Below are 13,702 nucleotides of genomic sequence, written 5' to 3' on the forward strand. Positions count from 1 at the left end.
GCAAAACACCGCGCTTTCAAGAAACTGCGCGGCAGATTCCAAGGGAAAGTGACGCTCATGACCAATCAGGATATTCGCCCGACCATCGATGCTCCCGATGACGATCCGCGCATCTGGCTCGAAGAGATCGACGGCGCAAAGCCGCTTGCATGGGTGGAGAAGCAATCCGCCGCAACCATGCAGCGCTTCGGCGGCCGGCAGTTCGAGCATGACCGCGACGTCCTGACCGCCATTTTGAACCGGCCGGACAAGATCCCGATGGTCGGACGGCGCGGCGATTATCTCTACAACCTCTGGCAGGATGAGAAGAACCGGCGCGGCCTGTGGCGCCGGACCACCATGACATCCTACAAGACGCCCGAGCCGGAATGGGAACTTCTGCTCGATATCGATGCCTTGGCCGCAGCCGAAAATGACGACTGGATCTGGGCAGGCGCGCAGATCGAACCGGAGAAGCGGCAACGGGCCATTCTTTCCCTGTCGCGCGGCGGCAGCGATGCGGTGGTCAACCGCGAGTTCGACCTGGACACGCTGCGGTTCATCGAAAACGGCTTCAACCTTCCCGAAGCGAAGGGTGGCCTCGGCTGGCTCGACCGCGATACGGTGCTGATATCGAGCGCCCTTGGCGAGGGCATGGCCACGCAATCCGGCTATGCGCGCACCGTCCGCCTGTGGCGACGCGGGACCGATCCGCTGGCTGCACCGGTGATTTTCGAATGCGCCGCGGATTCCATGGCCGCCGGTGTCGACATTGACCACAGCAGCGGCAGCGAGCGCCTCTGGTTTGTCGAGCAGCATTCCTTCTTTGAAACCGCCGGATGGCTAGGCGATCGCAGTGGCCCCGGGCAGCGCGTGGACGTGCCCGCAACGGCCTGGTGGAATTCCTACGACCAGTGGCTGACGGTCAAGCCGAGAGAAGACTGGACAGTCGCCGGCGTCACCTACCCGGCAGACACGCTGCTCGGCATTTCGCTCCAGGCATTTCTTGCCGGAGAGCGTGATTTTCAGGTTCTGTTCGAACCGGGTCCGCGCCGCGCCCTGCAGGGGTTTTTCTGGAACGACAAGAAGCTGGTCGTCTCCTATCTCGACAATCTCGCGCCACGCTTCGAGATTTTCGAGCCTGCACTTGGCAAATGGGCAAAAAAGCCCATTTCGGTCGTGCCAACCGAGGGCATCGTTCATATCTGGTCGCTGGATGTCGAGGACATCCACGCCAATGGCGAACTGCTCGTCGCCGCGCAGGACCCGATAACCCCGGCGCAGGTGCTGCTTCTCGACATCGCCGAGCCCAACACACTGGCTGCCCCCACGCTGCTCAAACAAAGCCCTGCGGTCTTCGATGCGACCGGGCTCGTCGTCACGCGGCATGAGGCGATCTCCAGCGATGGCGAGTCGATCCCCTATACGCAGATCGGACCCAAGGGTGAAACTGGCGATGCACCGGTGCACATGACCGGTTACGGCGGATTTGGCGTGTCGATGGAGCCCTATTACAGCGCGTCCGTTGGCAAGTTGTGGCTCGAGCGCGGCGGCACAAGCGTGGTCGCCAATCTGCGCGGCGGCGGCGAATTCGGCACCGCATGGCATGACGCCGGGCGCCGGGCAGGCAAAAAGCTCTCGCATGATGATTTTGCTGCCATTGCCGCCGATCTGGTGCAGCGCGGCGTCACCCGGCCGGGCCGTATCGCGGCGGAAGGCGGTTCCAATGGCGGCCTGCTGATTTCCAACATGCTGACGCGTTATCCCGAACGCTTCGGCGCCCTGTTCTGCACCATTCCGCTGATCGACATGCGCCGCTACAACAAGCTTCTCGCCGGGGCGAGCTGGGTCGACGAATATGGAGACCCGGACAAGCCGGAGGATTGGGCTTTTCTGAAGGAAATGTCGGCCTATCACGCGGCTATGCCCGGCCGGCCCTATCCGCCGATCCTCATTGCCACAACCCGCAGAGATGACCGCGTGCACCCCGGACACGCCCGCAAGATGGCGGCAAAGCTGCAGGAACTCGGCTACACCGCTTCGTTCTATGAGCCCGAGGCGGGCGGACACGGATACGGCAAGGACAACAGGGAGCGCGCCAGCTTCATTGCGCTGGGCTACGCCTTCCTGCGGGATGCGATCGGCTGGACGCCGGCGTAAACCTGTTCAAGCGGCGGCTTTTTCCTTTGACCCCTGAGAAGAGGGTGATATAGAGACCGGCGCTTGAGGGCCGGATACGGCCCTCATCTGCGGATATGGCGAAATTGGTAGACGCACCAGATTTAGGTTCTGGCGGGAGACCGTGGGGGTTCGAGTCCCTCTATCCGCACCACTCTTTCTACACATATTTCAATAAGTTGACGGGCTTTTTCAAAGCTGCGCGATGACGGCTGTTCAGTAGGCCGGTTCCTGGTAAAGCAGGCGTCCATTGTACTTGAGCGAACGAATCTGAGCTTCGCCGGCGCTGGAGACGGCAATCACCGCGTCGACCCCGCGCTCACTCTGCACCTTCTCCACCGCACGGCCCCATCCTTCGGGGAGATAATAGCGTTCGATGCCGTACTGCACCGCAAAGATGCCCATGGCGCCCGTCAGCGTCTGGCCATGCATCTGGACTTCGCCAGCCGCCAGATCCCGGCGTTTCTGCCAGGAGGCCCCGGTGAAACCCCACCGGCCATCCGCGCCCTCTTTCAGCGTGACATAGATGTCGGCAAGACCTGTGGTATCCGGCTTCGTGCCGCTCACCTTGTCGGCTTCGACGGACGAAATCCCATAGCCAAGCCGCACATATTCGCCGCGCAACAGGTCGCGCGGATCAACCGGCTGCGTGGCCAGCGTGATCATTGTGCCGTGGCGCAAAATCATCGCGTGCTTTTCTATCATGGCATAAAGCGCGCCCGACTGCAGAAGCGCAACGATCAAAGCCGGCAGCAAAAAATACTTTGTTTTCATGATGCTGCACCCTTCACCAGACTCTTCATGTGAAGACGGCGTTCCATCCGGATAACGAACACCGCAAGCAGCAGGACGAGCACGCCGACGGTCAGGAAGAAGCCAGCGGTACCGATCATCGTGCCGATGGTCTCGAACGCGATATAGAGAACCTCCAGCGAAAACAGCCCATAGGCGCTCCACCGTATGGCAAGATTGCGGTGCCCCGACAAAGCTAGACCGGCGATAGCCACGGCAAGGATGACAATACCCGTCATGACATCGCGAGTCTGGGCAAAGATGTGGTCGTTGAACTGGAAAATCAGCAGCACCATCTGCACCGCCAGAAATCCGTAGGCGCCGAGACTGATGCTCCATCCGGTCGCTCGGTCCAGGACGTCCGGATATAAAGCGTCCAGCAGAAACAGGCCGAGCCCGACAATCAGCGCCATCCATAGCACGACGCCGACATCCCGGTCGAAGTGAACGATACAGACAAAGAGCAGCGCAAGAACCACGAGGAAATGCCGGGCCACCTGCGCGCCCGTATACCAGATCAGGCCCGACGCAATCACCGCGAAGACCGGGATGATCCAGATATAGGACAAGCGCGATGCCGTTTCCGGTTCCAGACTGGCAACGAGATAGAAACCGGCAATCACGATGCTGGTGGCAGCAAGGGTCGATGACCGCAGCAGCAGCGCGGCGACAACCGTCCCGCCCGCCCAGAGCAGCGCCGCGGACGCCACGTCACCCGACAGATGATACATCTGGCCGACCAGTGCGATCCCGGCACCAAAGGCGATGGCGCCCAGGAGATAGAGCGCCTCACTGAAAATCCTGTCGCCCTTGTTCGCCCGCCATGCGCCGCCGAGATAACCGCACCAGAGCACGGCAAAGATCAAGCCGACGCGAACAAGGCGCGGCATGGCTTCCCAATTGGCGGCAATCAGCGACAGCAGCGCCGCGCCGAGAAGAATGACGCCCAGTATGGCCAGGACATTCCCCAGCCCGAAACCCGGGGCCTGCCCGGCGATATCGGCGCGCAGGCGGTCCGCCGTGGCGTCATCGATCAACCCGTCACGCTGCCACCGTGCAATGTGCTTGCGCAGGGTAAAACCGACTATCATGCATTCTGCTCCCGACTCGAGCTGTAAGATTAGGGCTCCGCCCCTGATAAGGCCAGCCACATTGAAAACGCAATTGCAGCCGGATTCGGGCTAAAGGTCATGAAGATGACATTTGTGCGACGCAGCAATTAAAATCGATTAATGATGCAATGCAGCATATGCATAGCTGATCTGCAAACTTGGCTCTGCACATTCGCCAAGGCATCCACTATCTTCAGGTCAACGATCAAGAGTGATCAACGAAACAACTGAACCGAATGGTGAATGAAATGAACCTTATCCGCTCCTACAGCAACTGGCGCCGTTATCGTGACACGGTTTCCGAGCTGAACCGTCTGTCGACCCGCGAACTGAACGACCTGGGCATCTCCCGCTCGGACATCCCGTTCGTCGCCAAGAAGTCCGCAGTACGCTAATCGCATAACAGAATATCGCCGGGGTTCATCCTCCTCCCAGAGCCCCCGCGATCAAAGGCCGGCACTCCTCCTCCCAGCCGGTCTTTACAAAACGGCACCCACCGCACCTCCTCCCGCGGTGGGTGTTGTTGTTTCGGGGGTATGCGGTTCGAGACATCTGCTCACCGCCTCCCTTTTCAAATCGACTCCCATTGCGATCCATGCCTGCGACCATTCGGGTCAAAGCCGGGCTGGAAACATGCACCCTGGAGTTCTACAGTCTGAGTCCCCCTTCACATCCTCCCCGGGAGACTTACCATGCAAAAACGCCCTCTTGGCCGCACAGGCTTGTCGATTGCTCCGCTGGTTTTCGGCGGCAATGTCTTCGGCTGGACCGCTGACAAGAAAACCTCCTTTGACCTGCTTGACCGCTTTGCCGATGCCGGCCTCAACACGGTCGATACGGCCAATGTCTATTCAAGCTGGGTTCCGGGAAACAGCGGCGGTGAATCGGAAACCATCATCGGCGAGTGGATGAAATCCCGCGGTATGCGTGACAGGATGATCATCATCACCAAGGTCGGCGGCGACATGGGCAAAGGCAAGAATCTCAGGGCCGCCAATATCGCCGAGGCCGTCGAAGCATCGCTGAAACGTCTGCAGGTGGACGCCATCGACCTCTACCTCTCCCATTGGCCGGATCCGGCCACACCCCACGCGGAATCGCTTGCCGCCTATGACAAGCTGCTGAAAGCCGGCAAGGTCAAATCCATCGGCGCATCCAATTACGATGCGAAGCAGCTGCGCGCAGCGCTCGACACCGCCAAGGCGGATGGCCTGCCGCGCTATGACGTGCTCCAGCCGGAATACAATCTCTATGACCGCGCCGGCTATGACGGCGCGCTGCGCGACCTGTGTATGGCCGAAGATATCGGCGTCATCACCTATTTCAGCCTCGCGCGCGGGTTTCTCTCCGGCAAATACCGCAGCGAAGCCGATCTTGGACAGAGCCAGCGCGGCGGCGGTGTCAAAGCCTATCTCAATGCGCGCGGCTACCGCATTCTGGAAGCGCTGGACGCGGTTGCGGCCAAGCATGGCGCCAAGCAGGCCGAGGTTGCGCTGGCCTGGATTATCGCCCGCCAGGGCGTCACCGCCCCCATCGCCAGCGCCACATCGCTGCAACAGCTGGAAAGCCTGATCAAGGCGGCATCCCTGACGCTCGACAAGACAGACATCGCCGAACTCGACAAAGCCAGCGCCTGACACACCGGCGAGCCGCTGCGGATGATCCGCAGCGGCGTTTGCACCATTGAAGCCGGACGCCAAACGGTTTATTGGGGTGCTATGTCAAACACACCCGTACATATCATTGGCGGCGGTCTCGCCGGTTCCGAAGCTGCATGGCAACTCGCCGAAGCAGGCATTCCCGTCATCCTGCACGAGATGCGTCCCGTTCGCGGCACGGACGCGCACAAGACGCAGGATCTCGCCGAGCTCGTCTGCTCCAATTCCTTCCGCTCCGACGATGCGCAAACCAACGCCGTCGGCGTGCTGCATGCGGAAATGCGCCTCGCCAATTCGCTGATCATGGCCTCGGCCGATTCCCATCAGGTTCCCGCAGGCGGCGCCCTTGCCGTGGACCGCGACGGTTTTGCCCAGGCTGTGACGGCCAGGCTGGAAGCCCACCCGCTGATCACCATCGAGCGCGAAGAGATCACCGGCCTGCCCCCGGCAGACTGGGACAAGGTCATCATCGCCACGGGGCCGTTGACGGCACCGTCGCTGGCCGAAGCCATCGGCAGGCAGACCGGCGCCGATGCCCTCGCCTTTTTCGATGCCATTGCACCCATCGTGCATTTCGACAGCATCGACATGAACACCTGCTGGTTCCAGTCGCGCTACGACAAGGTTGGCCCCGGCGGCACCGGCAAGGACTACATCAACTGCCCCATGACCAAGGAGCAGTATGAGGCTTTCGTGCAGGCGCTGATTGCCGGCGACAAGACGGAATTCAAGCAGTGGGAAGGCACGCCCTATTTCGACGGCTGCCTGCCCATCGAAGTCATGGCCGAACGCGGCGTCGAAACCCTGCGTCACGGCCCGATGAAGCCGATGGGGCTGACCAATGAGCACAATCCCACGGTCAAGGCCTATGCCGTCGTGCAGCTGCGGCAGGACAATGCGCTCGGCACGCTCTACAACATGGTCGGTTTCCAGACGAAACTGAAATACGGCGCGCAGACGGAGATTTTCCGGATGATTCCCGGCCTCGAGAATGCGGAGTTCGCGCGGCTGGGCGGCCTGCACCGCAATACATACCTGAATTCGCCCATCCTGCTCGACCCGACGTTGCAGCTGAAATCCCGCCCGGGCCTGCGCTTTGCCGGGCAGATCACCGGTTGTGAAGGCTATGTGGAATCGGCAGCCATCGGTCTGCTTGCGGGACGTTTCGCCGCCGCCGAGCGTCTCGGACATACTTTGACACCGCCGCCGCTCACCACGGCCTTTGGCGCGCTGCTCGGACACATCACCGGCGGTCACATCGTCAGCGATGAAGAACCCGGCAAGCGCTCCTTCCAGCCCATGAATGTCAATTTCGGCCTGTTCCCGCCGATTGAAGCACCAAAGTCGGAAGGCAAGCGGTTGCGCGGCAAGGAAAAGACCAACGCCAAGAAACGCGCCATGAGCGCGCGTGCGCTTGCCGATTGCCGCACTTGGCTCGGCCTGCCTGCGGTGGCCGAGGCTGCGGAGTAACGAGCACAGCTTGTTGCATTCCATGGTGTGCGTGGTTCGACAAGCTCACCGTGAGGGATGTTGCATTTTGCAGTGCACTGGATTCCCTCATGGTGAGCTTGTCGAACCACGCACAAGGCTAATGCCGTCCAAGGCTAGCGCATCGACGCCCTGAGCATCACCCACTGGCGCTTCAACGGTGAAACCACCGCTGTTTCATCGGCTGCGGCAGCGCCACTGGCCCTGATCCCCTTCAGGTAGGTTCCTGTCAAGCTTACCGGCAGATAGGCCGGACGCAAAGCGGCGGGGAGCGATTTTGCGCCGGCTTCATATTTCCCGAGATGATCTTCCGCCAGCGCCGTCATCGCATCGATGGCGCGCTTGACCGCGTCCTTGTCGGCGCCCTCAAGCACTGTCTCGGCGCTGCTGCCGACCGCTGCCAGTATGTCGGCCGGGATATAGACCTGTCCGCGCCGGCGGTGCAGCGGCAGGAGACGCAGAAGGCCGGTAATGGCCTGGGCAACCCCCGCATGGCCCGCCATATCCGCATGGGCCGGCGCCTTTTCCGCATCAAGCACAAGCGAGGCAAGCTGGATCAAGGCCGAGGCCGTCTCGCCGCAATAGCCCTCAAGATCGTTGCGGCTGGGCATGGGATCGTCATAGAGATCGAAAATGCGGGCTTCGCAGTAATTGCCGAAGGCGGCGCGCGGCAGATTATGGGCCTTGATCGCCTCCAGCAGCGCCGCCGCTACCGGATTGCCGACGGCCTCGCCATGCTCCGTGCCGTTGATCAGGTCACGCCACCACTGCAGACGTACCTCGCCCGGCAGCGGATCGTGGATCAGGTCACGGATGCGAGCGATCTCGACATTGAAGGCGTAAAGGGCGGCCAAAGCACCCCGTTTGTCCTCCGGCGCATAAAGCACCGAGAGGTAGCGGTCGGGATCGGCATCGCGCAGCAATTGCAGGCAGTGGGTCTGGTTCGCGTTCATGGGGCTGAGATACAGAGAACCGCCGGTTTAATCCACTGCAATCAGTGCCGCAGCGACGGCACGGTCTTCCGCCAGCAGAACATTATAGGTGCGCACGGCCGCGCCGGTGCTCATGGGATCGGAGGAAATGCGGTGCTCGCGCAGTACGTCACGCAGGGCCTGCGGCAGACGGCGCAATTCGGTCCCCGTTCCCACCAGCAGAATCTCGATATCGGCCGCCTGCTCGAGCACAAGCGCCAGATCCTCCGCCGTCAGCGCGGTCTCGATCTTCGGCGCCCAGCCATGGATACCCGATGGCAGGCACAGGATCGATCCGCGATGCGACATGTCGGCAAACCGGAACCCGCCATTGCCATAGGCGTCGATGGGTGCACGGCCCGGAAAATGCGCGTCGCGGATTTCTATCCCCTTGGCCACGGCGTTATGCCCCGCTCTGCCTGGCGGGATGAGCATCATCGATCACATCGCGCCCCTTGAGCCCGAACAGCATCAGCAAGGGTCCGGCAACGAAGATCGACGAATAGGTCGCAACGACAATGCCGACCGCGATGGTCAGCGCAAAGGAGCGCACATCATCGCCGCCATAGGCATAGAGCACGACCAGCGCGAGGAAGGTGGCCAGCGATGTCAGGATGGTGCGCGACAATGTCTGGTTGATCGAGGCATCGAGAACCGCCGACAGCGAAACGCTGTTGCCATGCCGCCGCAGGTTTTCCCGGACGCGGTCGTAAATCACCACCGTATCGTTGAGCGAATAACCGACAATGGCCAGAAGTGCCGCAATGCTCCACAGATTGAACTCCATCTGGAAGACAATGAACATACCGAGCAGCAGCACCACGTCATGGATGGTCGCGATGATCGCACCGAGCGCAAAATGCCATTCGAAGCGGAACCAGACATAGGCGAAGATCGCCACCAGAGAGAGCGCGACCGCCAGTCCGCCGGCCTTGGCAAGCTCGCCCGATACGGTCGGACCAATGACATCCACCCGGCGGAATTCATAATCCTGATCAAGCTCGCCGCGGATTTTGACACCGACGGTCTGCTCGGCGTTTTCGCCTTCGCGCTGGCTGCCGACCGTAATCAGCGCCCGGCTGTCCGATTTGAACGGCTCGATCTTCACATCGCCGATGTTCAGGTCATCCAACCGGCTATAGACATCGTCCAGATCGATGGGCCCTTCATTGGAGGCGATCTCCACCATGGTTCCGCCCTTGAAGTCGATGCCGAAATTCATGCCGACGACAAGGAACAGCACGATGACGGCAACACTCGACAGCGCGGAGAAACCCAGCGTCAGCCCGCGCAGCCGCATGAACGGAATCCTGGTGTTGTTAGGAATGAGCTTCAGCGGTGCACGCGGCACTTCCTTGGGCTTCGACCACTGCACCCAGGCGGACACCATCCAGCGTGTCAGCGTGAAGGTGGTGAACAGCGTGGTGACAATACCGATGGTTACCGTGACCGCAAAACCATGCACGGGCCCGGTACCCAGGATGAACAGGACGAGCGCGGCGATCAGCGTCGTCACATTGGCATCGACGATCGTCGCCTGCGCGCGGGCAAATCCGGAATCGATGGCCTGGATGACCGAAAAGCCGGCGCGCCGGTCTTCGCGAATGCGCTCGTAGATCAGAACGTTGGAGTCCACCGCCATGCCGATGGTCAGGACGATACCGGCAACGCCGGCAAGGCTCAGCGGTACGCCGAATATGGTCAGAACCGCCAGGATCAGGACGATGTTGACAACAAGCGCGATGCTCGCAATCACGCCCAGCAGGCCATAGGTCAGCAGCATGAACAGGATGACGAGACCGGCGCCGATGAGCGCAGCGATCTTGCCTGCAGACACGGCAGCAGCGCCAAGGTCGGTACCGACAGAACGTTCTTCAATCACGGTAACAGGTGCAGGCAGTGCGCCGGCACGCATGACGATGGCAAGGTTGCTGGCGCCGGACAGGTCGAAATTGCCGGTGATCTGGCCCGTATCGCCGGGAATGGCTTCGCTGATCACCGGTGCCGACAGCACCTGATCGTCAAGCACGATGGCAAAGGACTTTCCGATGTTTTCCCTGGTCGCCCGGGAGAACCGTTCCGCGCCCGCGCTGTCCAGCTTGAAGGTGATGACGGGCTGCTGGGTGGCCGTATCGACACCCGCCTGCGCCCCCACAAAATTCTGGTTGGTGACGATGGCCTCCTTCTTGACGAGGTAGGCCACGGGCGGATCGTCAAAGGAATAGACAACATCGGCGCCTTCCGGCGGCGTGCCGTCAATCGCCTGCTGCACCGGCACGGACGTATCGATCATGCGGAAGCTCAGCTGGCCGGTCAGGCTCAGAATATCCTTGAGCAGCTGCGAGTCATACAGACCCGAAACCTCGACCAGTACACGCCCGCTTCGCTGGCTTTCCACATTGGGATTGGTGTAGCCGAGCTCGCTGAGACGGCGGTTCATCACCTCGATGGCCGCGCCGGTCTGCGCCAGCTTGTCCTTGTCGACCTGCAGCCGGATGCGCGAGCCGCCTTCCAGATCCAGTCCGAGGGCGAGCTGCTTCTTCGGCAGCCAGTTCGGCAGGTTCGCCAACTGGATGGGGGTAAAGAGGTTTGGCAGAGCCAGGATCACGCCGACCAGAACAACGGCCCAGATGAGAAGTGTCTTCCAGCGGCTAAAATAGAGCATGCAATCCCGACCTCAAGAATCAACAGGGCGGCCTGATGCCGCCCTGTCACTATGACTTATTTCTTGTTATCGGCAACCGGTTCACCTTTGATGCGCACGTCGGACACCAGTGCGCGGATGACGCGGGCCTTGACGCCCTCGCCGATTTCGACCTCGAGTTCACCGCTGTCTTCGAACACCTTCGTTACCTTGGCAACGAAACCGCCGGTGATGATCGTGTCACCGCGACGGATGTTCTTGAGCTGCTCTTCGCGCTTCTTCATCTGCGTGCGCTGCGGACGGATGATCAGGAAGTACATGATCACGAAAATCAGGATGAATGGCAGGATGCTCATCAGCATTTCCGGCGCACCACCGATACCTGTTGTCTGTGCATATGCGGGAGTTACGAACATAGAGACAATCTCCAGAGTAATACGTGTTTGAAAGTTTATAGAGCCTGCGCAATACAATGTTTGGAATGGGAAAAGCAACCGTGCAAAATCCCGTAGCGCGCTTTTCGATTTCCCATCAACATGATAGTGGCTTGAACGCAGAAAAAACAAAGGCTTGATAAGAATGTCCGAGGAATTGCTGACAGAAAAACTTGACCGTCTGATTGCAGTGCTGGAGCGCATGGCACCGCCAAAACCGCAACCCGTCGATCTCGACACGGCGGATTGCTTTGTCTGGAACCCGGACAAGCTTGCCTTCGACCCCGTCAGAAAGGTCAACCGGGTCGATATTTCACTCATTCGCGGGGTCGATCGCGTCCGCGATATCCTCTTCGACAACACCAAGCGCTTTGCCGACGGATTGCAGGCCAACAACGTGCTTCTGTGGGGCGCGCGCGGCATGGGCAAGTCATCCCTGGTGAAGGCCGTGCATGCCTCCGTCAACATGGCCGCGCCCGACGATACCGGTACGCTCAAGCTGGTCGAGATCCATCGTGAGGACATCGACAGCCTCCCCTCCCTGATGGCGGCCATCAAGGACACGAAATATCGTTTCATCCTGTTCTGCGACGATCTTTCCTTCGACCACGACGATACATCCTACAAGTCATTGAAGGCCGCGCTGGAAGGCGGCGTCGAAGGCCGTCCGGACAACGTCATCTTCTACGCTACTTCGAACCGCCGGCATCTGTTGCCACGCGACATGATCGAGAACGAGCGCTCGACGGCCATCAATCCGTCCGAAGCCGTTGAGGAAAAAGTGTCCCTGTCGGATCGCTTTGGCCTGTGGCTGGGTTTCCACAAATGCAGCCAGGACGATTATCTCTCGATGATCGACGGCTATGCCGCGCATTTCGATCTGCCGATGCAGAAGGAGCAGCTGCATGCGGAAGCGCTGGAATGGTCGACCACCCGCGGTTCGCGCTCCGGCCGCGTCGCATGGCAGTTCACGCAGGACCTGGCCGGACGGCTCGGCAAGAAGCTCTGACAAACGAAAAGGCCCGCGCATCGCTGCGCGGGCCTTCTGATTCAAACCTGAGCTGATCAGGATTCGAGATATTTCGACGGATCGACGGGGGTCGAGTTCTTGCGCACTTCGAAGTGCAGCTTTGGCGATGTCGCATTGCCTGTCATGCCCGACCGGCCAAGTTCCTCACCGCGCTTCACCTTCTGGCCGCGCTGCACGTTCAGCTTGCTCGCATTGCCGTAAACCGTGACCAGACCATTGTCGTGGCGCACGAGAACGGTGTTGCCGAACTCCTTGAGGCCATCGCCGGAGTAGATGACCACGCCGTTTTCAGCAGCTTTGATCGGCGTGCCTTCGGGAACCGAAATGTCGATACCGTCATTGCCCTTGCCGTAATTGGCGACAACGCGGCCGCGAACTGGCCAACGCATCTGCGACGCACCGGTGGCGGATGGTGCTGATGCAACATCCTTCTCCGCGTCGTCGATCACCTTTTCGCTCGCCTGCGGCGGCGTGTAAGGCTTTGCCTGGCTGTCAGCCTGCGGCGCAGCAATCGCGGCGTTCGGCGCCGTGCTTGCAACAACCTTTGGCTGTTCGACTGGCGGCGTCGCGGCGGTCTTCACCTGATCGACGGAACCCTTCGACTTCATGTTGTTGGCGACATTCTGCGCCAGGGAGGAACTCGATGCCGGAATGACCAGCGACTGGCCGACCCGAACGGTGCCCTCTTTCATGTTGTTGGCCTGCTTGATGGCCTCGACATTGGTGCCCGTCTTGCGGGCAATGGCATGCAGCGTGTCGCCGCCCTGAACCGTATAGGAGCCGGAATGGCTGGGTGGCGTCGTATTGTTTGCCGTCGTCGTTGCCGCGCCGTTCCGGTCCTTGACCTGCGGGGCCTGCGGAAGAATGGCTGCCGTGTTGGCGGAAGCCTGTCCCGGTGTCGCCGGCTTGGTCGGCATGCGCGCTTCGCGGCCATCCGGTGTCTTCAGCGTTCCGGCTGGCGCGGCAAGCGGCGGAGCCTGCACATTGCCCATGGGCTGGACCGATGCCACCTGCTGGCGGACGGGCGCGGTGTTGGCGAGCTGACGCGCCGGCTGCGAGGAGACCGGCGGCAGTGTCGAGGCGCTGACCGCACCGACCGGCGGCAAGGCACCGCGCTGGACACCGCCCGCCGCTGGAACCGCATTGCGGTTCACCGACGCCGTATAGCGTGCATCGACTGGTGGCGTGTAACCCGTTGCACCCGCATTTTGCGGTTGAATGATTGCACGCTGGTTGTCGCTATAGCCGGAGCTGAAGTCAGCACTGGTAAAGCGCGATACTCCGGAGCTGCAGCCTGCAGCCAAACCGGCAATCATGAGAATGCTGGCATTCAGTGCCAGCCGCCGTGACGCTTTGTCTAGTACACTCAAACGCATCGCTTATCCCGCCCGTACTCAATACAAGAATATGGAGCTA

At 60.8% G+C, this 13,702-nt stretch carries 12 protein-coding genes and 1 tRNA gene; 6 read left to right on the top strand and 7 right to left on the bottom strand.

The window, feature by feature from the left end; genetic code table 11:
• The first annotated feature begins 57 nt into the window (after positions 1–57).
• Together ACP7B1_RS09260 and ACP7B1_RS09265 are read left to right on the top strand one after the other, a co-directional pair.
• Entirely contained in the window at positions 58–2,139 is a 2,082-nt protein-coding gene (locus ACP7B1_RS09260; protein WP_346308279.1) for a prolyl oligopeptidase family serine peptidase, read from the top strand.
• Between the two features lie 89 nt (positions 2,140–2,228).
• A tRNA-Leu gene (locus ACP7B1_RS09265) sits at positions 2,229–2,311 on the top strand.
• Positions 2,312–2,373: 62 nt separating this feature from the next.
• Here ACP7B1_RS09265 and ACP7B1_RS09270 read toward each other — a convergent pair.
• Entirely contained in the window at positions 2,374–2,931 is a 558-nt protein-coding gene (locus ACP7B1_RS09270; protein ID WP_346308278.1) for a GDYXXLXY domain-containing protein, read from the bottom strand.
• Positions 2,928–4,040 carry a DUF2157 domain-containing protein gene (locus ACP7B1_RS09275; RefSeq protein WP_346308277.1) on the bottom strand — a complete coding sequence of 371 codons (1,113 nt, stop codon included), beginning with the start codon at positions 4,038–4,040 and terminating at the stop codon, positions 2,928–2,930. The genes ACP7B1_RS09270 and ACP7B1_RS09275 overlap by 4 nt, the downstream gene beginning before the upstream one ends.
• 269 nt (positions 4,041–4,309) lie before the next feature.
• On the opposite strand from ACP7B1_RS09275, the gene ACP7B1_RS09280 reads away from it, so the two are divergent.
• The 3 genes from ACP7B1_RS09280 to trmFO all read left to right on the top strand — a co-directional run bounded on the left by ACP7B1_RS09280 (position 4,310) and on the right by trmFO (position 7,189).
• Positions 4,310–4,456, top strand: coding sequence for a DUF1127 domain-containing protein (locus ACP7B1_RS09280; RefSeq protein WP_091878374.1), 147 nt, complete (start codon positions 4,310–4,312; stop codon positions 4,454–4,456).
• A gap of 297 nt (positions 4,457–4,753) precedes the next feature.
• A complete protein-coding gene (locus ACP7B1_RS09285; RefSeq protein ID WP_346308276.1) occupies positions 4,754–5,698 on the top strand; it encodes an aldo/keto reductase in 945 nt (314 codons plus the stop codon).
• An 81-nt stretch (positions 5,699–5,779) separates the two neighbouring features.
• Positions 5,780–7,189 carry a methylenetetrahydrofolate--tRNA-(uracil(54)-C(5))-methyltransferase (FADH(2)-oxidizing) TrmFO gene (gene trmFO / locus ACP7B1_RS09290; RefSeq protein ID WP_426136882.1) on the top strand — a complete coding sequence of 470 codons (1,410 nt, stop codon included), beginning with the start codon at positions 5,780–5,782 and terminating at the stop codon, positions 7,187–7,189.
• 134 nt (positions 7,190–7,323) lie between these two features.
• Here the strand turns inward: trmFO and ACP7B1_RS09295 are convergent, their stop codons facing one another.
• The 4 genes from ACP7B1_RS09295 to yajC are packed head-to-tail and all read right to left on the bottom strand — an operon-like array spanning position 7,324 to position 11,238.
• Positions 7,324–8,160, bottom strand: a complete 837-nt coding sequence (locus ACP7B1_RS09295) for a phytoene/squalene synthase family protein (protein WP_346307352.1) — start codon at positions 8,158–8,160, stop codon at positions 7,324–7,326.
• A gap of 27 nt (positions 8,161–8,187) precedes the next feature.
• The gene (locus tag ACP7B1_RS09300) at positions 8,188–8,577 is read right to left on the bottom strand and encodes an Mth938-like domain-containing protein (RefSeq protein WP_223613492.1); all 390 of its coding nucleotides are present in this window, start codon (positions 8,575–8,577) and stop codon (positions 8,188–8,190) included.
• 4 nt (positions 8,578–8,581) lie between these two features.
• Positions 8,582–10,843 carry a protein translocase subunit SecD gene (gene secD, locus ACP7B1_RS09305; protein WP_346307353.1) on the bottom strand — a complete coding sequence of 754 codons (2,262 nt, stop codon included), beginning with the start codon at positions 10,841–10,843 and terminating at the stop codon, positions 8,582–8,584.
• A gap of 56 nt (positions 10,844–10,899) precedes the next feature.
• Entirely contained in the window at positions 10,900–11,238 is a 339-nt protein-coding gene (gene yajC, locus ACP7B1_RS09310; protein ID WP_346307354.1) for a preprotein translocase subunit YajC, read from the bottom strand.
• A gap of 163 nt (positions 11,239–11,401) precedes the next feature.
• Between yajC and ACP7B1_RS09315 the strand changes: the two genes are divergently transcribed.
• Positions 11,402–12,265 carry an ATP-binding protein gene (locus ACP7B1_RS09315; RefSeq protein ID WP_346307355.1) on the top strand — a complete coding sequence of 288 codons (864 nt, stop codon included), beginning with the start codon at positions 11,402–11,404 and terminating at the stop codon, positions 12,263–12,265.
• 56 nt (positions 12,266–12,321) lie between these two features.
• Here the strand turns inward: ACP7B1_RS09315 and ACP7B1_RS09320 are convergent, their stop codons facing one another.
• Positions 12,322–13,662, bottom strand: a complete 1,341-nt coding sequence (locus tag ACP7B1_RS09320; RefSeq protein ID WP_346307356.1) for a peptidoglycan DD-metalloendopeptidase family protein — start codon at positions 13,660–13,662, stop codon at positions 12,322–12,324.
• Positions 13,663–13,702: the final 40 nt, after the last annotated feature.

Origin of the sequence: Phyllobacterium sp. SL163, assembly GCF_049896885.1 — a bacterium.
GTDB lineage: Bacteria > Pseudomonadota > Alphaproteobacteria > Rhizobiales > Rhizobiaceae > Phyllobacterium > Phyllobacterium calauticae.